Origin of the sequence: Agromyces sp. NPDC057865 (assembly GCF_042796995.1) — a bacterium.
In the GTDB taxonomy this organism is placed as follows: Bacteria; Actinomycetota; Actinomycetes; order Actinomycetales; family Microbacteriaceae; genus Agromyces.
Window position 1 is genome coordinate 638,625 of sequence record NZ_JBHVMJ010000001.1, and the last position, 19,980, is coordinate 658,604.

The 19,980-nt window shown below is 72.3% G+C and carries 24 protein-coding genes; 13 read left to right on the forward strand and 11 right to left on the reverse strand.

The annotated features are described in order from the left end of the window. Window positions 1–27: 27 nt before the first annotated feature. Window positions 28–714: an SDR family NAD(P)-dependent oxidoreductase gene (locus tag ACFVN5_RS02935; RefSeq protein WP_376953128.1), complete on the reverse strand. Its 687-nt coding sequence runs from the start codon at window positions 712–714 to the stop codon at window positions 28–30. A 1-nt stretch (window position 715) separates the two neighbouring features. Next, window positions 716–2,248 carry a DUF6421 family protein gene (locus tag ACFVN5_RS02940; protein WP_376953129.1) on the reverse strand — a complete coding sequence of 511 codons (1,533 nt, stop codon included), beginning with the start codon at window positions 2,246–2,248 and terminating at the stop codon, window positions 716–718. Window positions 2,249–2,612: 364 nt separating this feature from the next. On the opposite strand from ACFVN5_RS02940, the gene ACFVN5_RS02945 reads away from it, so the two are divergent. From ACFVN5_RS02945 to ACFVN5_RS02960, 4 genes are all read left to right on the forward strand, one after another. Then, a complete protein-coding gene (locus ACFVN5_RS02945; RefSeq protein WP_376953130.1) occupies window positions 2,613–3,143 on the forward strand; it encodes a hypothetical protein in 531 nt (176 codons plus the stop codon). Window positions 3,144–3,242: 99 nt separating this feature from the next. Then, a complete protein-coding gene (locus ACFVN5_RS02950) occupies window positions 3,243–4,028 on the forward strand; it encodes a DNA alkylation repair protein (RefSeq protein WP_376953131.1) in 786 nt (261 codons plus the stop codon). Window positions 4,029–4,150: 122 nt separating this feature from the next. After that, a complete protein-coding gene (locus tag ACFVN5_RS02955) occupies window positions 4,151–4,513 on the forward strand; it encodes a DUF4190 domain-containing protein (RefSeq protein WP_376953132.1) in 363 nt (120 codons plus the stop codon). Between the two features lie 165 nt (window positions 4,514–4,678). Then, the gene (locus ACFVN5_RS02960; protein WP_376953133.1) at window positions 4,679–4,957 is read left to right on the forward strand and encodes a DUF4190 domain-containing protein; all 279 of its coding nucleotides are present in this window, start codon (window positions 4,679–4,681) and stop codon (window positions 4,955–4,957) included. Window positions 4,958–5,033: 76 nt separating this feature from the next. Here ACFVN5_RS02960 and ACFVN5_RS02965 read toward each other — a convergent pair whose 3' ends face one another. Next, window positions 5,034–6,551 carry a DHA2 family efflux MFS transporter permease subunit gene (locus ACFVN5_RS02965; RefSeq protein WP_376953134.1) on the reverse strand — a complete coding sequence of 506 codons (1,518 nt, stop codon included), beginning with the start codon at window positions 6,549–6,551 and terminating at the stop codon, window positions 5,034–5,036. A 69-nt stretch (window positions 6,552–6,620) separates the two neighbouring features. On the opposite strand from ACFVN5_RS02965, the gene ACFVN5_RS02970 reads away from it, so the two are divergent. Continuing rightward, a complete protein-coding gene (locus ACFVN5_RS02970; protein ID WP_376953135.1) occupies window positions 6,621–7,232 on the forward strand; it encodes a TetR/AcrR family transcriptional regulator in 612 nt (203 codons plus the stop codon). A gap of 94 nt (window positions 7,233–7,326) precedes the next feature. Here ACFVN5_RS02970 and ACFVN5_RS02975 read toward each other — a convergent pair whose 3' ends face one another. Next, window positions 7,327–8,028 carry a DUF998 domain-containing protein gene (locus ACFVN5_RS02975; RefSeq protein WP_376953136.1) on the reverse strand — a complete coding sequence of 234 codons (702 nt, stop codon included), beginning with the start codon at window positions 8,026–8,028 and terminating at the stop codon, window positions 7,327–7,329. Window positions 8,029–8,213: 185 nt separating this feature from the next. Here ACFVN5_RS02975 and ACFVN5_RS02980 point away from each other — a divergent pair, with 185 nt between their 5' ends. Both ACFVN5_RS02980 and ACFVN5_RS02985 read left to right on the forward strand, forming a co-directional pair. Then, entirely contained in the window at window positions 8,214–8,567 is a 354-nt protein-coding gene (locus tag ACFVN5_RS02980; RefSeq protein ID WP_376953137.1) for a YciI family protein, read from the forward strand. A 230-nt stretch (window positions 8,568–8,797) separates the two neighbouring features. After that, window positions 8,798–10,081 carry an RNA polymerase sigma factor gene (locus ACFVN5_RS02985; RefSeq protein WP_376953138.1) on the forward strand — a complete coding sequence of 428 codons (1,284 nt, stop codon included), beginning with the start codon at window positions 8,798–8,800 and terminating at the stop codon, window positions 10,079–10,081. A 200-nt stretch (window positions 10,082–10,281) separates the two neighbouring features. Here ACFVN5_RS02985 and ACFVN5_RS02990 read toward each other — a convergent pair whose 3' ends face one another. Next, a complete protein-coding gene (locus tag ACFVN5_RS02990; protein ID WP_376953139.1) occupies window positions 10,282–10,749 on the reverse strand; it encodes a GNAT family N-acetyltransferase in 468 nt (155 codons plus the stop codon). Window positions 10,750–10,819: 70 nt separating this feature from the next. Between ACFVN5_RS02990 and ACFVN5_RS02995 the strand changes: the two genes are divergently transcribed. After that, on the forward strand, window positions 10,820–11,191 hold the full coding sequence (locus ACFVN5_RS02995; RefSeq protein ID WP_376953140.1) for an iron chaperone: 372 nt from the start codon (window positions 10,820–10,822) through the stop codon (window positions 11,189–11,191). 46 nt (window positions 11,192–11,237) lie between these two features. Then, window positions 11,238–12,077, forward strand: coding sequence for an SDR family NAD(P)-dependent oxidoreductase (locus ACFVN5_RS03000; RefSeq protein ID WP_376953141.1), 840 nt, complete (start codon window positions 11,238–11,240; stop codon window positions 12,075–12,077). Here ACFVN5_RS03000 and ACFVN5_RS03005 read toward each other — a convergent pair. From ACFVN5_RS03005 to ACFVN5_RS03030, 6 genes are all read right to left on the reverse strand, one after another. Continuing rightward, window positions 12,041–12,196 (reverse strand): hypothetical protein, encoded by a 156-nt coding sequence (locus ACFVN5_RS03005; RefSeq protein ID WP_376953142.1) that lies wholly within the window; start codon window positions 12,194–12,196, stop codon window positions 12,041–12,043. The two genes, ACFVN5_RS03000 and ACFVN5_RS03005, sit on opposite strands and share 37 nt — an antisense overlap. Window positions 12,197–12,279: 83 nt before the next feature. Beyond that, window positions 12,280–12,744, reverse strand: a complete 465-nt coding sequence (locus ACFVN5_RS03010; protein ID WP_376953143.1) for a hypothetical protein — start codon at window positions 12,742–12,744, stop codon at window positions 12,280–12,282. Further along, on the reverse strand, window positions 12,744–14,033 hold the full coding sequence (locus ACFVN5_RS03015; RefSeq protein WP_376953144.1) for a serine/threonine-protein kinase: 1,290 nt from the start codon (window positions 14,031–14,033) through the stop codon (window positions 12,744–12,746). Before ACFVN5_RS03015 ends, ACFVN5_RS03010 begins: the two co-directional genes overlap by 1 nt. 116 nt (window positions 14,034–14,149) lie before the next feature. Beyond that, complete coding sequence (locus tag ACFVN5_RS03020) at window positions 14,150–14,992, reverse strand: exodeoxyribonuclease III (protein ID WP_376953145.1); 843 nt, start codon at window positions 14,990–14,992, stop codon at window positions 14,150–14,152. 47 nt (window positions 14,993–15,039) lie between these two features. Then, window positions 15,040–15,600: a DUF6328 family protein gene (locus ACFVN5_RS03025; RefSeq protein WP_376953146.1), complete on the reverse strand. Its 561-nt coding sequence runs from the start codon at window positions 15,598–15,600 to the stop codon at window positions 15,040–15,042. A gap of 61 nt (window positions 15,601–15,661) precedes the next feature. Then, window positions 15,662–16,117 (reverse strand): DUF6264 family protein, encoded by a 456-nt coding sequence (locus ACFVN5_RS03030; RefSeq protein ID WP_376953147.1) that lies wholly within the window; start codon window positions 16,115–16,117, stop codon window positions 15,662–15,664. A gap of 108 nt (window positions 16,118–16,225) precedes the next feature. On the opposite strand from ACFVN5_RS03030, the gene ACFVN5_RS03035 reads away from it, so the two are divergent. From ACFVN5_RS03035 to fgd, 4 genes are all read left to right on the forward strand, one after another. Continuing rightward, window positions 16,226–17,005: a coenzyme F420-0:L-glutamate ligase gene (locus ACFVN5_RS03035; RefSeq protein WP_376953148.1), complete on the forward strand. Its 780-nt coding sequence runs from the start codon at window positions 16,226–16,228 to the stop codon at window positions 17,003–17,005. 168 nt (window positions 17,006–17,173) lie between these two features. Continuing rightward, a complete protein-coding gene (locus tag ACFVN5_RS03040) occupies window positions 17,174–18,172 on the forward strand; it encodes a TIGR03557 family F420-dependent LLM class oxidoreductase (RefSeq protein ID WP_376953149.1) in 999 nt (332 codons plus the stop codon). Next, complete coding sequence (gene cofC / locus ACFVN5_RS03045; RefSeq protein WP_376953150.1) at window positions 18,169–18,846, forward strand: 2-phospho-L-lactate guanylyltransferase; 678 nt, start codon at window positions 18,169–18,171, stop codon at window positions 18,844–18,846. Before ACFVN5_RS03040 ends, cofC begins: the two co-directional genes overlap by 4 nt. After that, window positions 18,843–19,877, forward strand: a complete 1,035-nt coding sequence (gene fgd / locus ACFVN5_RS03050; RefSeq protein WP_376953151.1) for a glucose-6-phosphate dehydrogenase (coenzyme-F420) — start codon at window positions 18,843–18,845, stop codon at window positions 19,875–19,877. The genes cofC and fgd overlap by 4 nt, the downstream gene beginning before the upstream one ends. The last annotated feature ends 103 nt before the right edge of the window (window positions 19,878–19,980 follow it).

Here is a 19,980-nt window from a genome sequence, read left to right on the forward strand (position 1 = left end):
CCCGGGCTGCTCGCCCGGGCCCGATCCTCAGCCGCCCAGCGTGATGACGGCCCCATTGAGCTCGCTCGCCGAGCCGTCCCAAAGCTCGACGACGGATGCCGCGAGCTCCTCCTCGAGCCCCGAGAGCGAGCGCACGCGGTAGATGACCGCGGCCCCGCCGCCGGGCTCCACGGGCTGTCGCGCTCCGGCGGAGTCGACCGGCCGAGGGGCGAAGCCCTTCGCGAGCGAGCGCATCCACGACTCGCTGGCGGCCTTGACGGCCGCGTAGTTCGCGTTGCCGGTGGTCGGGTTCTCGACCGTCGTCGAGGAGACGATCGCGATCCTGCCGGCGGTCGAGGTGATCATGTCCTGCCAGAACGCACGGCTCACGTAGCGCAGCGCCGTGAACGACCGTTCGAGGACGCGATAGTCCTCCTCGGTCTGGCCCATGATGCCGCCCCCGCCGCGCCAACCGCCGATGAGGTGGATCACGCCGTCGATGTCGCCGGTGCGCGCGCGCACCCGCATCGACAGCTCGAGCACGTCGTCGCCGTCGGTCAGGTCGGCGTGCTCGCCGAGCACGCCGGGGAGCTCCTGCTCGAGCGCCCGGATGCGCTCCTCGTCGCTGCCGACGGCGACCACGCGGGCGCCCGCGTCGAGCAGGGCCCGCGCGACGGCCCGGCCGGACGTGCTCGTCGCCCCCGCGATGAGCACGGTCCGGCCGGCGACCGCCACGTCAGGCCTCCGAGGCGCCGGTGATGCCGACCGTCGACTCGATGACCGGCTTCATCTTCTTGTCGAGCGCCTCGTAGAACATCGAGAGCGGGAACTCGTCGTCCATCACGAGGTCGGTGTAGCCCTTGGGGGCGCCGGCGAGCACGTCGCGTGGCAGTCCCTCGGCCCACACCGACGCCGGGTTCGGCGTGAGCACGCCGCGCACCAGCTCGTAGGCGGCGAGCCAGTGCGCCGTCTTCGGACGGTCGATCGACTTCCAGTAGAGCTCGTCGATGGCGTCGCCGAGCTCCACGACCGCATCGGGCACGGCCGACCAGTCGAAGCTCAGCGAGACGTCGGTCCACTCGAGCACGTGCTTCTGGTGGAGCCAGGCGAACAGGAGCTGGCCGCCGAGCCCGTCGTAGTTGCGCACGCGCGAGCCGGTGATCGCGAACCGGAAGATCCGGTCGAAGATCACGGCGTACTGCACGAGCTTGGCGTGCTCGAGCAGCTGCTGCTCGACGTCGGAGAGCGGGGCCGCCCCTTCGACGAGCTCAGGGACCGCCGTGGTGCGCGCCTGCAGCTGCCGCTCGATCTTCACCGACTCGCGGAACGCGGTGAGGTCGCAGCGCAGCTCCTCGAGCGAGTACAGGAAGAACGGCATGCGCTGCTTGATCATGAACGGGTCGAACGGCAGGTCGCCGCGCATGTGCGTTCGGTCGTGGATGATGTCCCACATCACGAACGTGCGCTCGGCGAGCTTCTGGTCGTCGAGCAGCGACGCGGCGTCGGCGGGCAGCTCGAGCTTCGTGATCTCCGCGGCAGCGCGCACGACCCGACGGTACCGGGCGGCCTCGCGGTCCTGGAAGATCGCGCCCCACGTGAACGGCGGGATCTCCCGCATCGCCACGGTCTCGGGGAACAGCACCGCCGAGTTCGTGTCGTAACCGGGCGTGAAGTCCACCAGCCGGAGCGAGACGAACAGCTTGTTCGAGTAGTCGCCCGCCTCGAGGGCGGCGATGAACTCGGGCCAGATCGTCTCGACGACGAGCGCCTCGACGTGCCGGTCGGCCGAGCCGTTCTGCGTGTACATGGGGAACACCACGAGGTGGCGGATGCCGTCGATGCGGTGCCGCTGCGGCTGGAACTCGACGAGCGAGTCGAGGAAGTCGGGCACGCCGAAGCCCTCGCCCTGCCAGCGCCGGAAGTCCGCGACGGATGCCGCGAGGTACGCGCGCTCGTGCGGGAACCGCGGCGCGAGCGCCTCGATCGACTCCACGATGGCGTCGACGAGCACGGAAGCCTCGGCGACCGCATCGGTCCGCGAGCCCGTCGAATCGGTCCCTGAGCCCGTCGAATCGGTCCCCGAGCCCGTCGACGGGGGCACGGACCCGTCCTTCACCTGCAGAGCCTGCAGCTTCGTGGCCGACTCCTTGAGTCGGAGCCACGCCGGGTCGGACTCGACGCCGTGCGCGAGCGCGATGTCGGCGGCGGTGACCTCGTCCTCGAGGACCTCGGGTTCGCCGATGATGGCGTCGATCGTGATGTTCGACATGTGACCTCCGTTCCCCGTGGGTGCGTGGATGCGGTCGCGAGTGCGATCCCGTTGCGGCCGGATCGGCCGCTGTTCCAAGGCTAGACGCAGGCTTCCCGCGATGTGTTGCGGGCGGCTGCGGCTTTCTTGCGTGCACGTGCGATCCCGCGACGGACTCCGCCACCGCGCGCACGCCTCCGCCGCGAGGCTCTCAGGGCGTCCGCCCCCTCCGCTCGGAGCATACGCCCGTGGTCAGCACTGAGAAAAGCTCAGGATATTCGGTGGCGGTTCCGGGTGGCATCCCGGATCCGGCGTCGCCGCGGCATCCGTAACTTCACGACTACCCCACACCCCCGTGGAGCCCCAACCAGGAAGGAACGGAACCATGAATGCAAGGACGGCGGCACCGGTCATCGCGATCGCGTCGCTGGTGGTTCTGATGAGCGGCTGCGCCGGCGTGGCCGCACAGGGCGGACAGGTCCGCGACGACCTGCGCCCGGCGGCGAACGCCGCAAGCGTGATCGGCCTCGCCGAGGGCGCAGTCATCGTGCGCGACGACCTCTCACCCACGCAGGTGCACGACCGCGTCACCGAACGCCTGGCCGAACTGGCCGCCCAGGAGCCCCGTGGGTTCAGCGCGGACGTCCTCCGCGAGCTGCACGCGCAGGGCGCGGCCCCCCAGTCCGCCCGCAGCGTCAGCGCCGACGCTCGGCGCGAGCTGCACTCGCAGCCCGTCGCGGTCGAGCAGACGGCGTTCAGCGCCGACGCCATGCGCGAGCTGAAGGGCAGCACCGAGGTGCAGCGCAGCGCGCCGGTCGACGTGCGCGACGACCTGTCCCCCAGCCGTGGCGGTGACACCGCTCCGAGCAGCGACACCGTCGACGACGACCCGTCGCCGATCGGAGGCTCGTTCTGAAGCGCGCTTCCGAGCGATCCCTTCACGGGCGCGGCGAGTCGGTGACGACCGCCGCGCCCGTTCGCGATGCCTGCGGTCACGGCCGGTAGGGTGCCGCACATGGGTCGCATGAGCGGGGCTTCGGCGCGGGATGCCGCTGCCACCGCCGAGGACGTGCAGGCGGCGCTCGGCGAGCTCGCCTCCCCCGAGCGGGCCGCCGGCTCGGCTCGGTTCTTCAAGACGGGACCCGGGGAGTACGGCGAGGGCGACGTGTTCATCGGCGTGACCGTGCCCGCCACGCGCACCGTGGTCGCGCGCTTCGCCGACCTCCCGCAGCCGGAGGTGGAACGGCTCCTCGCGAGCGGCGTGCACGAGCACCGGCTCGCGGGCCTGCTCATCATGGTCCGCCGGTTCCAGGTCGCCGGCCGTGCCCGCACCCGCGACGACGCCGTGCGGCACGACCTGCACGTCGCGTACCTCGACGCGGTGCGGTCCGGTCACGTCGACAACTGGGACCTCGTGGACTGCTCGGCCGAGTGGCTCGTCGGGGAGGTGCTGGTGGACGCCGGGCGCGGTGACGATCCGCTGCTCGACCGGCTCGCGGCATCCGCTTCGCTCTGGGAACGCCGGGTGGCCGTGCTCGCGACGTTCGCGTTCATCAAGGCCGGCGACGCGGCCCCGACGCTGCGGCTCGCGGCCCGGCTCCTCGACGACCGCGAGGACCTCATGCACAAGGCGGTCGGCTGGATGCTGCGGGAGGTCGGCAAGCGCGTCGGCCGGGCCGAGCTCATCGCCTTCCTCGACGAGTACGCCCCGCGGATGCCCCGGACGATGCTGTCGTACGCGACCGAGCACCTGTCCCCCGAGGAGCGGCTGGCCTATCGCGCCATGCGGCGTGTCCGATGACGCCGGATCACGGTTGCGTCACCCGATGACGACTCGCCCGTCGTGGGTCGTTGACAGCCGTTCGGCACGCTGCCAGTATGCGGAACGGCCATTCGTCCACCAAGATCGCGAGGAACGCTCACATGACTGATTCAGTACCTCCCCCGGCAGCGCAGCCCGAGCCCACTCCGGCCGCGACGCCTGCGCCGGCTCCGGCCCCTCCCGCTCCTGCTCCCGCCGCCGCCGCGGCTCCCGCGCCGGCGACCGGTGAGAAGTGGAACATCCTGTCGATCGTCGCCTTCGTGATCGTGTTCTTCGGGTTCAGCCTGATCTCGATCATCCTGGGCTTCATCGCCCTCAACCAGATCAAGAAGACCGGCGAGCGCGGCCGGGGCCTGGCCATCTGGGCGATCGTCCTGGGCTTCGTCTCGATCATCATCGGCATCATCTTCTGGATCGTCTTCGCCACGGCCCTCATGGCGAACTCGACGGTGACCGTCAACTAAGTCGCTTCGCGTACGACGCGGGAGTCCCCGTCGCCGGCTCTGCTGAGTCGGTGGCGGGGACTCCGTCGTGTCGGCCCGGTGCCCCGATCTGGGCCGTTGACACCCCGGCGGCGCTGCTGCCACGATGCAGGCAGCGACCGTCATCCATCCGTAGTGGAGGGCCACATGTCCGACTCCGATCTGCCTGCCGAGTACGACCTTCCGCCGGCACCCGCCGCGACCGGGAAATGGAACGTGCTCTCGATCGTCGCGTTCGTGATCTCGCTCCTCGGCTTCAACATCATCGCGGTCATCCTCGGCTTCATCGCGCTCAACCAGGTGGGCAAGAGCGGCGATCGCGGCAAGGGCTTCGCCAACGCGGCGATCATCATCGGCCTGGTGACGATCATCCTCGGCATCATCTGGGGCTTCTTCGGGCTCGCCGGACTCATGGCCAACGCCTAGCGCGACACCGCCCGCGACGACCGAGACCCCGCCCGGCGCGATCGCGCGGACGGGGCCTCGAATGCGATGATCCTGCTCAGCCGACGGTGACGCCCGCGCCGACGGGTTCGCCCGCGGCCGACGGCTCGGCCGTCTCGGCCGTCTCGGTCGCACTCTCGTCCGTCGCCGCGGTCTTCACGGCCCGCCCTGCCGGCAGCAGCGTGGCGACGAGCGCGGATGCCACGAGCACGGCCGCTCCCACCAGCACGGCCGGCTGGGCGCCCACCGCGTAGTCGGCCGGCGTGAGCTGGCCGCCCGCGCCCGTGAACACGGCGGTGGACACGGCGATGCCGAGCGCGACGCCGACCTCGCGCAGCATCGAGTTCGTGCCGCTCGCCTTGGCGTGGTCGTCGGGCACCATGGTGGCCAGCACCGCGGTCGACGAGGGCGCGAACACCAGGCCCATGCCGACGCCGGCGATCACGAACGGCGCGATGTAGGCGGGGTACTCGACCGAGGCGTCGAGCAGGCCCGACAGCCAGAACAGGGCGCCGCCGAGCAGCAGCAGGCCCGACACGATCAGTGCGCGGGTGCCGACGCGCGGCGCGATGAAGCCCGCGAGCGGCGCGACCACCATCGGCGCGAGCGTCCACGGCGAGGTCTGCAGCGCCGCCTCGAGCGGCGTCGCGCCCTGCACCACCTGCAGGAACTGGATCAGGATGAAGATCGACCCGAACGCGCCGAAGCTGAACCCGAAGCCGGCGAGGTTCGCCACCGAGAAGCTGCGGTCGCGGAACAGCCGCAGCGGCAGGAGCGGTGCCGAAGCGCGGGACTCCCAGACGACGAACGCGACGAGCAGCAGGCCGCCTGCGATCATGCTGCCGAGCACCTCGGGGCTGTCCCAGCCGGCCTCGTTGCCACGGACGATGCCGTAGACGAGGGCGAGCAGGCCTGCGCCCGAGAGCACGAGCCCGAGCACGTCGGCCCGAAGGCGTGCGCCGAAGCTGTTCGGCAGGGCGAGCAGGGCCAGCGCGACCGAGACGACGCCGACGGGGACGTTGATCCAGAAGATCGCCTGCCAGGCCCAGCCCTCGAGCACCGCGCCGCCGATGAGCGGACCGGTCGCGACGCCGAGGCCGGCGACGCCGCCCCAGATGCCGATCGCGAGCGGGCGCTTGGCGACCGGCACGTTCCCGGCGAGGAGCGTGAGCGAGAGCGGCATGATGGCCGCAGCGCCGAAGCCCTGCAACGCGCGGGCGGCGATGAGCTGGCCCGGGTCGGCGGCGAGGGCGGCGAACGCCGAGCTCAGCGTGAAGACGACGATGCCGATGAGGAACAGTGTGCGGCGCCCGTAGCGGTCGCCGAGCGCCACGGCCATGAGGATCGAGCTCGCGAACGCGAGCGTGTAGGCGTTCATGAACCACTGCAGTTCCTCGACGGATGCCCCGAACTCCGCGTGCAGCACGGGCAGCGCGTTCGTCATCACGAGGTTGTCGAGGGTGGCCATGAACATCGGCAGCGCGGTCGCGACGAGCACGAGCCAGAGCGGGCTCGGCCGGCGGCCGGCGGTGGACCGCGAACGCGGCCCGGGTGCGGCATCGAGGACGGTGGACACGTCGGCTCCTTGAAGTTGTTATCGGATGATTACTTGAGACTGTAGTAATCGACTGATAACATGTCAAGCATGACGATCGAAGACGTCGCGCCGGCCGCTCGCATGAAGGCCGCCGACCGCCGCGAGCTGATCCTCGAGGCGGCCACGGCCGTGTTCGGCGCCAAGACCTACGTGGGCACCACTACCGACGAGGTCGCGCGCGCCGCGGGCGTGAGCCAGCCCTACGTCGTGCGGCTGTTCGGCACCAAGGAGAAGCTGTTCATCGCGGTCATCCAGCGGGCGTACGCACGACTCATCGACGAGTTCCGCGCGGCGCTCCCGGGCGACGCCGACGGCCGGGCCGAGCGCATGGGCACCGCCTACACGGGCCTGCTGGCCGAGCGCGGCATGCTGCCCGTCATCGCGAACTCCACCGCACTCGGCGGCGAGCCCGAGATCGGGCGGGTCGCCCGCGCCGGCTTCAGCGACATCTGGCGCTTCCTCCGCGACGAGGCGGGCTTCTCGGCCGACGAGACGCGCGAGTTCATGGCGACCGGCATGCTCATCAACGCCATCGTGGGCCTGCGGCTCACCGGCGACTACGGCAACGAGATCTCGGCCACCGAGGTGCTCGAGGCGTGCTTCCCCGATGCGGTCGGCAAGGTCCGCGCGTTCCTGCCCGAGGTCGGTGAGCCCTGGTGAGGCGTTCCGCTGGTTGAGGAGCGCCCGGCGGAGCCGGACGCGTCTCGAAACCGCATCCGCGAGCGGGTTTCGACACGCCTGCGGCGCGGGCTCCTCAACCCATGGCGTTGCGGGTTCGCAGGAGCGACACCCCGTAGGCGGTGATCCACGCGAACCCGAGCGCGACGCCCACGAACAGCCGCAAGCTCATCGCAGGCCCGAACGGCAGGCAGAGCAACAGGCACGCCACGCCGATCACGCGCGACCAGGCGGCCGCCGCGCGGTGCCCCTCCCACGCGAGTCGTCGCGCGACCACCCAGGTCACGGCGACGAGCGCGAGGAAGGCGAGCGGTGCGGCGAACGCGTGCACGGTGCCGTGGAACGTCCACTCGGTCGGGTAGCCGTCGGGCGTGCCGACCGGGAACCCGAGCGCCGGGTCGGCGGTGAAGGCGCCGCCGAGCACCAGTCCGACGCCGTAGAGCGCGAACAGCACGGGCGCCCAGGTCCGGCCGGGTCCGTCGCCGAGGCTCTGCCGGGTGCCGACGGCGAACGCGAGCATGAGCGCGCCCGCGACGATGAAGTTCGCGATCTGGATCCAGCCGAGGTCGCCGAGCGAGAGCAGGCTGAGCGGATGCCGCGTGAGGTCGAAGCCCTCGCGCGTGAGCACCTGCACGACGCCCACGGCGACGAAGAGCGGCCCCGCGATGACGCCCGCCGTGACGAGGGCGCGGGTCGTCGGATCGCCGGCGTGCGCCGGGCGTCGGCTCGCCGAGGTCGGTGCGACTCGAGTGGTCGCGGTGTCGGTGCGGATGTCCATGGCGTCGTTCCTTCCGGTCCTGACTCGGTCGGTCGATCGGGTCGTTCACCATGGCGTCGCCGCGCGGCATCCGTTCTCGACATCGAGTCGGAACTCTTCTCGGACGCATGTCGAGAACGGCGACGAGCCGCCGACGCTATCGTGAGGGCGAGCCGACGGAGCACGCCGCACCGAGGAGGGATCCCATGCGTTACATGTGCCTGATGAAGTCCAGCGAGTCGAACGGCGAGACGCCGCCGGCCGTCTACGAGGCGATGGCGGAGTACGACCGCTGGGGCCGCGCGAACGGCGTGCTGATCGACAGCCAAGGGCTGCTGCCGAGCGAGGCGGGGGCGATCGTCTCGCTCGTCGACGGGAACATCAAGGCCGTCGACGGCCCGTTCACCGAGGCGAAGGAGCTCGTCGGCGGCTACGCCGTCATCGAGGTGCGCTCGTACGACGAGGCGCTCGAGCTCGGCCGGCGGCTGATGCAGATCCACAAGGACAACTGGCCCGGCTTCGAGGGCAGCGTCGAGATCCGGCAGATCGCCGAGTTCTGACCGGCCCGGTGGTCGAGGAGCGCCCGGCGCAGCCGGACGCGTCGGCTCCGGTGGTTGAGGAGCGCCCGGCGCAGCCGGACGCGTCGGCTCCGGTGGTTGAGGAGCGCCCGGCGCAGCCGGACGCGTCTCGAAACCCCGCCCGCGAGCAGCGGGTCTCGAGACGCCCGCTGCGCGGGCTCCTCAACCCGGGGGAGCTTGCACGACCGCGGCGCGCGTGGTCTCATGCTCGCGTGGGCGACGAGACGACGCGCGCCGCGATCGAGGCCGTCTGGCGGCTCGAGTCGACGCGGCTCATCGCCGCGCTCGTGCGCATCGTGCGCGACGTCGGCCTCGCCGAGGATCTCGCCCAGGACGCGATCGTCGCGGCGCTCGCGCAGTGGCCGGCCTCCGGCATCCCCGACAACCCGGGAGCGTGGCTCATGACCACGGCGAAGCGTCGCGCGGTCGACGCGTTCCGCGCCCGCGCCAAGCACGACGCGGCCGCCGCAGCGCTCGCGCGCGAGCTCTCGGAGGCAGTCGACGAGGACCCCGGCGCCGGGATCGACCACGTCGAGGACGACGTGCTGCGCCTCATGTTCATCTGCTGCCACCCCGCGCTCACGCCGGAGGCGCAGACGACGCTGACGCTGAAGCTCGTCGCGGGCCTCTCGACGCGCGAGATCGCCCGGGCCTACCTCGCGCCCGAGGCGACCATCGCGCAGCGCGTCTCGCGGGCGAAGCGCACGCTCGCCGACGCCGGCGCGGCGATCGAGGAGCCGAGCGGGCCCGAGCGCGCCGCACGTCTCGAGACCGTGCTCGGCGTGGTCTACCTCCTCTTCAACGAGGGATACTCGGCAACCGAGGGCGACGACTGGATGCGCCCCGCGCTCTGCGACGAGGCCGTGCGCCTCGGCCGCATCCTGACGGCGCTCGTGCCCGACGACCCCGAGGTGCACGGGTTGGCTGCGCTCATGGAACTGCAGTCGTCGCGGCTCGCCGCGCGGGCCGGTCCCGACGGCGAGCCGATCCTGCTCGACGCCCAGGACCGCAGGCGGTGGGATGCCGCGCGCATCCGCCGGGGGCTCGACGCCCTCGCCCGCGCCGACGCACTGCTGGCGGCGGACGGCCCCGGCGCCGAAGCCGGCCCGTACGTGCTGCAGGCGGCGATCGCCGCGGAGCATGCGCGCGCGGCATCCGTCGACGACACCGACTGGGACCGCGTCGCCGAGCTCTACGAACGACTCGGGCGCCGCACCGGGTCGCCCGTGGCGGAGCTCAACCGGGCCGTCGCGCTCGGACGCGCGCACGGCCCTGCCGCCGGGCTCGCGCTGCTCGACCAGCTCGACGACGTGCCCGCGCTGCGCGGGTACCACCTCGTGCCGAGCGTGCGCGGCGACCTCTACGAGCGCCAGGGACGCCGTGCCGAGGCGGCCGCCGAGTTCGAGCGCGCGGCGGCGATGACCGCGAACGAGCGCGAGCGGCAGCTGCTGCTGCGCCGGGCGGATGCCGCGCGCGGGACCGCCTCCGGTGGTTGAGGAGCGCCCGGCGCAGCAGTCCGGGGGTTGAGGAGCGCCCGGCGCAGCCGGACGCGTCTCGAAACCCCGTGCGCAAGCGGGTTTCGAGACGCCCGCTGCGCGGGCTCCTCAACCCGCGGAGCTCGAGACGCCCGCAGCGCGGGCTCCTCAACCAGCGGAGCTCGAGACGCCCGCTGCGCGGGCTCCTCGACCCGCGGGCTCTAGAGCAGCTTCTGCTTGTGCATCGACGCGGTCTCGTAGCCGAGCTCGTCGTAGAGCCGGATCGCCGGCGTGTTGTAGGCGAACACGTTGAGCCGCATCGACGCGGCGCCCTGGGAGCGGGCGACGTCCTCGGCGAGCAGCATCGTCGCGCGTCCGATCCCGCGCCCGCGGAACGACTCGTGCACGGCGACGTCCCACACCCACCAGCTCGCCGCGTCGCCCGACGGCCCGATCCACAGCCACCCGGCGTCCTCGCCGTCGGCCTCGACCGTGAACACGAAGTGCCCGGCGACGAGACGTCCGCCCGGGAAGAACTGCTCCTCCGAGAGCTTCCGCGCTGCGGCCGCCTGCTCGGCCGTGTCGCCCGCGCGCATGCGCGCCGCCTCGTAGGCGGCCATCGCGATCGGGAGCCACTCGGCGGTCGCGTCGTCGGACTTCGGCACGAGGCGGATGTCGGGAGTCGTCATCCGCCCATGCTCGCACGTGTCGAGGCACCGCAACGGTGAACCGATCGGTTCGGTGTTGTACGCTGCTGGCATGGCGGCCGGACCGCAGACGGTGGACGAGTACCTCGCGACCTTCCCCGACGACGTGCGCGACGTACTCGAACGCGTGCGCGCGGCGATCCACGCGGCGGTGCCCGACGGCGAGGAGAAGATGCGCTACGGCATCGCCGCGGTCATGCTCGGCGGGCGCTACGCCATCCACTTCGCTGGGTGGAAGCACCACGTCGGCCTCTACCCCGTGCCCCGGTTCGACGGCGGGCTCGAGGCCGAGATCGCACCGTTCCGCGCCAAGACCGACTCTGTGAACTTCCCCTACGCGAAGCCCGTGCCATACGACCTCATCACGCGGGTGTCGGCCGAGATCGTGCGGCAGCGCCGCGAGGCCGGGGCATCCGCCGACTGACGACGGCGCGGAACTCGTCGGCATCCGCGTGCGCGAAGATGGAGCGATGACGAGAACGGTGCAGGGCGCGAAGGTGCTCATCACGGGTGCGGCCGGCGGCATGGGGCGCATGTACGCCGAGCGCGCCGTGGCCGAGCACGCGGCATCCGTCACCCTCTGGGACCGCGATGCGGCCGCGCTCGCCAGGGCCGCCGACGAGCTCGGCGCGATCTCGCGCGGACGCACCGCCGTGCGGTCGTACGTCGTCGACGTCGGCGATCTCGGCGCGATCGCCAAGACCGCCCAGCGCGTGCGCCGCGAGGTCGGCAACCCCGACGTGCTCATCAACAACGCCGGCATCGTGCGCGGCAACCGGTACTTCTGGGAGACCGACAATGGCGAGGACACCCGTCCGACCATGCAGGTCAACGCGCTCGCGCCCATGTACATCACGCGCGAGTTCATCCCTGGCATGATCGCGGACGCCTACCGTCCCTCGCGCATCGTCAACATCGCGTCGGCGGCCGGCACGCTCGCCAACCCGCGCATGGCCGTGTACGCCGCGTCGAAGGCGGCGCTCATCGGCTGGAGCGACTCGCTGCGGCTCGAGCTCGAGCAAACCGACCACGGGAACGTGAAGGTCACGACCGTGACGCCGAGCTACATCTCCACGGGCATGTTCGCGGGAGCGAAGGGGCCGCTGCTCGCGCCGGTCCTCGAGCCCGAGGTCGTGGTCGACCGGGTCTGGCGTGCGATGCTCGCGGGGTCGCCGCTCGTCGAGCTGCCCTGGAGCGTCGGACTCTCACGCGCGCTGCGCGGCATCCTGCCGACGCGGGTCTTCGATCGGCTCGTCGGCGACGGGTTCGGCGTCTACCGCTCGATGGAGCGGTTCACCGGGCGGCGCTGACCGTCCGAGGAACGGACGCGCACCGGCACGGGGCGCGAGCGCAGCCGCTGCGCGACGACGAGCAGCGTCGGCACGACGACGCCGGCGGCGCAGATGACGGTGAGGACTTCCGTGGTCATGCCGAGACCGTACGCGCGCAAGCTGGACGCCAGCCGCGAATCGCCGCGGCGACGACCGAGGGCGACGGATGCCGCGACTCGCGTCAGTCGTCGCCGCCTCCGCCGTCCTTGCCGCCGTTCCCGTTGCCGTTGTTGCCGTTGTTGTTGCCCGGGCCCTTGTTCGGGTTGTCCTCGCCGGGGTCGGGGTTGTCGTCGCCGTTCTGCGTGGGATCCGTCGTCGGCTCGGGCGCCGGCGCCGGCGCGGCGGGCGCATCGGCGGCCTCGAGGTCGGCGCGCACGACGTCCATGGCCGACTGGATCTCGGCCTCGCGTGTCGCGTCGATCGCGCCGTTGTCCGCGGCCGTGGCGACGTCGCGCTCGAGGAGGGCGAGCTCGGCCAGGGCGCCGGCGTAGTCGCCGGCCGCCGCGCGCTCGGAGATCTGCACGACGGAGTCGTGCATGGCGGCCGCCGTGTTCTCGCTCGATGCGGCGCACGCGGACAGGCCGAGGACGAGCCCCGCCCCGAGCATCGTCGCGGAGAGGGTCGTTCGGGACTTCGCGAATCGCATCATCCGCCTCCGGTGACGGCCTCGTCGAGCTGTTCGAGGTGCACTCCGAGCTCGCCGGGAACGGCGGGCAGCGGCGCGGGTTCGGGCGCGGTCGTGGGGGCGCTGAGCGCGCCGATCACGATCCACGCGGCGACGCCGAGGACCACGAGCAGGAGTCCGATCGCGATGAGCGGGCGCACCCAGCGTCGCTCGCCGTCGCGCTCGGCGCGGGCCTGTGCGCGCACCTCGGACCGCGTGGGCGTGGCGTCGGGCCTGGCCGCGGCAGGCGTGGCGAAGAAGGAGCGGTCGGCCGCGGGCAGCACACGCGTCGCGGCGGTGCTGTCCTCCTCGTCGACGGAGGGCGCGGCCGTGGCCGCCGGGGTCACTGCGACCGTGTCGGGTGCCGCGGCATCCGTGAACGCGATCGTCGGCGCCGTGACGCCCGGGTCCGTGGATGCCGCGGTGTCGAGCTGCGTGGCGGCGACCGCGACCTCGAGCGCGGTCGGCCGGTCGGCGGGCTCGCGCGCGGTCATCGTGCGCAGCAGGGTGACCCAGTCGGGGCCGAGCGACTCGGGGATGTCGGGGTCGCGTGCGAGCCGCGCGCTCGCGGCCTCGACGGCCGGGCCCGGGAACGCGGTCTCGCCCGTGCGCGCCTCGAGCAGGAGGAGGCCGAGCGAATAGACGTCGGCGGCGGGCGTCGGCGGGCGGCCGTTCACCTGCTCGGGGCTGAGGTAGCCGGGCGTGCCGACGAGCAGACCGGTGCGGGTCAGGCGCGCGTCGTCGATGAGCCGGGCGATGCCGAAGTCGGCGAGCTTGGCGTTCCACGTGCGCGTCGGCAGGTGCGCCGGCTCGAGCAGGACGTTCGCGGGCTTCACGTCGCGGTGCACGATGCCGCGGTCGTGGATCACGTGCAGGCCCTCGGCGAGGTCGGCGAGCAAGCCCGCGGCATCCGCTGCGTTCAAAGGGCCGAGCTTCAGGGTCTCGCGCAGGTCGCGGCCTTCGACGAGCTCCATCACGAGGAACTCGCGGCCGGTCGCCTCATCGCGCGCCGCGTCGTAGAGCCGCACGAGCGCGCGGTGCGAGAGGCTCGCGAGCAGCGCGGTCTCGCTGCGCCGGCGCTCGGTGTCGTCGATCCCCTCGGCGGCCTCGGCGAAGACCTTCACCGCCACCGGGCGCCCCAGCGAGAGGTCGACGCCGCGGTACACGGCCGCCATGCCGCCACGGCCGATGAGGCCGTCGAGGCGGTAGCGCTCGACGAGCGTCGTGCCGGCGAAGGAGTCGCCCTTCACGCTGCTGGGGGTCGTCGTCACGCTTCCGAGGGTAACGGGCGCGGCTGGGAGCCGCCCAGCCGCCGCCGGGGATTGGCACGCGGCATCCGTTCTGGTACCGGGCGCCGGGTCCGGATGCCGCGGGTGCGGCGTGCGGCTCAGCCGAAGATCATCGGCAGGTCGTCGTCGACGCGCGAGAGGGCGAGGTCGACGAGTACGGGGACGTGGTCGGAGGGCGCGGTGCCCTTGCGCTCGTTGCGGTGGATCGAGGCATCCGTCACCGCCTCGGCGAACGCCGACGACCCGAGGATGAAGTCGATGCGCATGCCCTCGTTGCGGGGGAAGCGCAGCTGCTTGTAGTCCCAGTACGTGAAGAGGCCCTCGGGCACGCGCGACCGCACGACGTCGCTGACGCCGGCGTTCTCGAGCGTGAAGAACGCCTCGCGCTCGGGCGGGGAGACGTGCGTGGTCTGGCCGACGATGACCGTGGGGTCGCCGTTGTCGACGTCGAACGGCGCGATGTTGAAGTCGCCGACGAGCGCGAACGGCACCTCGGGGAACGAGGCGGTCTGCTCGCGGGTGTACTCGGTCAGCGCGGCGAGCCAGTCGAGCTTGTACGCGTAGTGCGGATCGCCGAGCGACCGGCCGTTGGGGACGTAGAGGCTCCACACCCGGACGCCGTCGACCGTGGCGCCGATCGCGCGCGCCTCCTGCGGCTGGTCGGGACCCTCGACGCCCTTCGCGAAGCCCGGCATGCCGGGGAACGCCGTCTCGACGGACTCGATGGGCTTGCGGCTCGCGATGGCGACGCCGTTCCACTGGTCGAAGCCGTGCAGGGCGAGCTCGTAGCCCGCCTCTTCGAACTTCTCGGCCGGGAACTGCTCGGGCTTGCACTTGATCTCCTGCATGGCCAGGACGTCGACGTCTTCGCGCACCATCCAGTCGACGACGCGGTCGACGCGGGTGCGGATCGAGTTGACGTTCCAGGTGGCGAGGCGCATGCAGCAAGCCTATGCGGCGGCACCGACGCCGAACGGCGGCCCGGACGTCACGCCTCGACGTCGCCGTCGGCGTCCTCGGCGAGGGTGCGCCGGGCCCCGTCGTCCTCGCCGCGCACCGGCCGCAGCCGCGGCAGCACCACCCAGAAGCCGACGATGATGACGGCTCCCAGCGAGAAGGCGACGATGCCGGCCGCGCGCGAGAGCGCGAAGTCGAAGACGAGGGTCGTGACGCCCAGTACGAGCAGCGCGACGACGGCGAGGTGGGCGATCAGGAGCCGGTTGCCCATCCTGACGATGCGGCCCTTGACCCGGCGCCCGAAGAGCGTGCGATGCAGGGTCACCGGTGCGAGGCCGATGACGGTCGCGAGCCCGGCCAGCGCGACGAGCGTCAGGTAGAGCGCGAGCTGGTACGTGTCGAGCTCGGTGAACCGCTGCTGGAAGGCCACCGCGAGGAGGAAGCCTCCGATGAGCTGCGTGCCGGTCAGCGCGACGCGCAGCTCCTGCAGGATGTCGGTCCAGTGGCGGTCGCTGCGTTCGTTGGGCGTCTCGTCCCGCCCGTCGGAGGGGATGGCGTCGTCGTCGAGGGAGCCGGCGTGCCGCGCGTTCATGACCGATCGTAGGCACGGGGAGGGCCCCGCGCTCAACCCCTTGCGCCGCTCGGGCCCGGCATCACGGCGTGGCCCGGACCACTCCCGAGGCGGTGAGCGCGAAGCCGCCGATGAACACCCCGACGATGAGCAGGATGCCGAGGAGCGGGATCCAGAACGCGATCCGCCTCAGGACGAGCAGGATGATCGCGGCGATGAGGGCGAGCAGTCCGACGAGCAGCGGGCCGATCATCGCCACCATCATGCCGGTGGCCATGCGGTCGTAGTCGCACACCGAGCTCGCTCCGCAGGAGTCGCCGGCGAACGCGAGGAAGAAGGAGAGGAAGGACGCGAGGAGCGCCGCGCCGATCATCAGCACCAGGAGCACGATCGTGGTCACGAGGTCCCACATGATGATCGGTCGCTTCGCGGGTGCCGCGGTCGCGTACTGGTCGTACGGCTGGACCGGCGGCGGCTGGACCGGCGGCGGCTGGACCGGAGGCGGCTGGACCGGCTCCGGCTGGACGGCATCGCTCATGACGGCCTCCCCTCTCGCCCCAGGACGGGCGCCCCACCAGCCGAATTCTGGCAGCGGCGCGCCCGATGCTGCAAGGATCGGGGGCAGGAGCAAGGGAGGCGGTCACCCGTGGCATACAGCATCGAAGGCGTCGAGGGGCTGCCCGAGATCCGGCAGGGCGACGACCTCGCCCAGCTCATCGCCTCCGCCACCGAGCTCGAGGACGGCGACATCCTCGTCGTGACCTCGAAGGTCGTGTCGAAGTCCGAGGGCCGTATCGTGCAGGCGGACGACCGCGAGGCCGCGATCACCGCGGAGACCGTGCGCATCGTGGCGACGCGCGAGCACGAGGGCGGCGTCACCCGCATCGTCGAGAACCGGCAGGGCATCATCGGGGCCGCCGCCGGCGTCGACGCGTCGAACGCCCCGCACGGCACCGTGCTCCTGCTGCCGGTCGACCCCGACGCGTCGGCGCGCGCGCTCGCCACCGGGCTGCGCGCCCTCACGGGCCGGCACGTGGGCGTCATCCTCTCCGACACGCTCGGTCGGCCCTGGCGCGAGGGGCAGACCGACATCGCCATCGGCGCTGCGGGCGTGCACGTCTTCGACGACCTGCGCGGGTCGGCGGATGCCTCGGGCAAGCCGCTCGCGGTCACGATGCCGTGCGTGGCCGACCAGGTCGCCGGCGCGGCCGAGCTCGTGAAGGGCAAGTCGTCGGGCGTCCCGGTCGCCGTGGTGCGGGGACTCGGCCGCTACGTGGGCGACCTCGACCTCCCGGGCGCGCGCAGCATCCTCCGCCCGGCCGAGCGCGACCTGTTCCGGGTGGGCGCCGACGAGGCGTACAACGAGGGCTACCGCGACGGGTTCGACGAGTCGCAGGCCGAGGAGGGCGCGGACTCGGCGGGTTAGCCCGGGTGGCGGGTTTCGAGACGGCGCTTCGCGCCTCCTCAACCCACGGGTTTGCTCGGGTTCGCAATTCAGGTGCGCCCCCGGCGCGTCGGCCCGACACGCCGGGAACCGGCCCGGCGACACACCTCCGTACCTGAATTGCGTACGGGGAACGGGCAGGATGGAGGGGTGTCAGCGCACATCGGCTACGCCGCCATGCTCGAGCGGTTCCCGCCCGTCGAGGCGGTCGCGCTCGCCGCGCTCGCCGAGTCGCACGGCTTCCGCGGGGTCATGGCGACCGACCACTTCCAGCCGTGGGTCCCGGCGCAGGGCGAGTCGTCGTTCGTGTGGAGCGTGCTCGCGGCGATCGGCGAGCGCACCACGGGCGACCTCGGCCCCGGCGTGACGACCCCCACGTTCCGCATGCATCCGGCCGTCGTCGCGCAGGCGAGCGCGACGCTCGGCGCGCTCTACCCCGGGCGGCACTGGCTCGGCATCGGCTCGGGCGAGGCGCTCAACGAGCACGTCGTCGGGAAGTACTGGCCCGAGGCGCCCGAGCGCATCAACCGCATGTTCGAGGCGGTCGACGTGATCCGCAAGCTGTTCGCGGGGTCGCTCGCCGGCCGCGACGTGCGTCACTCGGGCCCGCACTTCCGCCTCGAGTCGACGCGGCTCTGGACGATGCCGCCCGCCGCCCCCGAGATCCTCGTCGCGGCATCCGGCCCCGTGACCGCACGCCGGGCGGGCCGCAGCGTCGACGGGTTCATCACGATCGGCGGGCCCACCGACCGGCTCGCGCCGCTGCTGCAGCGCTTCACCGAGGGCGCGCGAGAGGTCGGACGCGACGCGCGTACGATGCCGAAGGTCGTGCAGCTGCACCTCTCATGGGCGCCGACCGACGAGGAGGCCATGCGCAACGCGCTCGTCGAGTGGCCGAACGGCGGCATGCGGTTCCCGCGCAGCGACATCCGCTCGCCCTACGAGTTCGACCAGCTCGCCCGCACCGTGCGCCCCGAGGACTTCGCCGGCCGCATGGTCGTCTCGGCCGACGTCGACGTGCATCGCGCCGACATCCAGCGCCACCTCGACCTCGGCTTCACGCGCATCTACCTGCACAACGTCGGTCGCAACCAGGCGGAGTTCCTCGAGGCCTTCGGCCGCGATGTGCTGCCGGGGCTGCGGGCATGAGCGCTGCACCGGATGCCGAGGCCGGCCAGCGCTGGACCGTCGTCATCCCCGTGAAGGCGCCCGCCGCTGGCAAGACCCGGCTGACGCCGGCGGTGGCGGATGCCGCGCGCGCCGAGCTGGCGCGGGCGTTCGCGCTCGACACCATCGCGGCCGCCCGCGCCGCGGCCTCCGTCGACCGGGTGATCGTGGTCGGCGACGATTCCGACCTCGCGGACGGCGCGGAGTTCCTCGTCGAGCCGGGCGCCGACGGTGACGCGACGGCCGAGCGGGGCCTGCTTCCGGCGATCCGGCACGGCGTCGCGCACGCGCGGTCGGCGTCGCCCGTGGCGGTCGCGGTGCTGCTCGGCGACCTGCCCGGCCTGCGCCCGGAGGAGCTCGAGCGGGCGCTCGACGCGGCGTCGCGGCATCCGCTCGCCTTCGTGCGCGACGCCGACGGCACCGGCACCACGCTCGCCACCGCGGGCACCGGCGTCGCCTTCGACCCGCGGTTCGGGCCCGGATCCGCCGAGCGGCACGCGGCCGCAGGGTTCGTCGAGCTCGCGGCATCCGACGCACCGGGACTCACTCGCGACGTCGACACCGTCGACGGCCTCGAAACCGTGCTGCACCATGGAGTCGGCGACCACACCGCAGAAGTGGTGGCGCGCCTCGCCGATCGGAAGGGAACCACATGACGCTCACTCTCGGATACAAGGCCTCGGCCGAGCAGTTCGACCCCCGCGAGCTCGTCGAGATCGCGGTCGCGGCCGAGGGGCACGGCATGGAGTCGGTGTGGACGAGCGACCACTTCCAGCCGTGGCGGCACACGGGCGGGCACGCGCCGTTCTCGCTGACCTGGATGGCCGCGGTCGGCGAGCGCACGTCGACCGTGCGGATCGGCACGAGCGTGATGACGCCGACGTTCCGCTACAACCCGGCCGTGCTGGCGCAGGCGTTCGCGTCGCTCGGCGTGCTCTACCCGGGACGTATCATCGCGGGCTTCGGCACGGGCGAGGCGCTCAACGAGATCGCAACGGGCTTCCGCGGCGCCGGCGAGCAGGACTGGCCCGAGTTCCGCGAGCGGTTCGCCCGCCTGCGCGAGGCCGTGCGGCTCATGCGCGCGCTGTGGAAGGACGAGCGCGTGAACTTCGAGGGCGAGTACTACTCGACCCACGACGCGTCGATCTACGACCGGCCGGATGTGCCGGTGCCCGTCTACATCGCGGCCGGCGGGCCGACCGTGGCGAAGTACGCCGGGCGTGCGGGCGACGGCTTCATCTGCACGTCGGGGAAGGGCGCCGAGCTCTACGTCGACCAGCTCATCCCCGCGGTCAAGGAGGGCGCCGCCCTTCGACCGGCTCAGGGACCGGGCGCTTCGGGGTACGACGCCATCGACCGCATGATCGAGATCAAGCTCTCGTACGAGGAGACCGAGGAGGCCGCACTCGAGAACACCCGGTTCTGGTCGCCGCTGTCACTCTCCAAGCAGCAGAAGCACGACATCACGGACCCGGTCGAGATGGAGCGCGCCGCCGACGCCCTGCCGATCGAGGAGATCGCCGGGCGCTGGATCGTCGGGTCGGACCCCGACGCGGTGGTCGAGCAGATCGGCCAGTACATCGACTGGGGCTTCGACCACCTCGTGTTCCACGCCCCGGGGCACCACCAGCGGCGGTTCCTCGAGCTGTTCGAGCGCGACCTGGCGCCGCGCCTGCGCGCGCGGTAGCGGCAGAGGCCCCCGGACCGCGCCCAGTCACCCCGAATCGCGCCGGGATACGACGTCCGGAGCGAATCGGGGTGACTCGGGTGTGCATCGACCACGGGGGCGG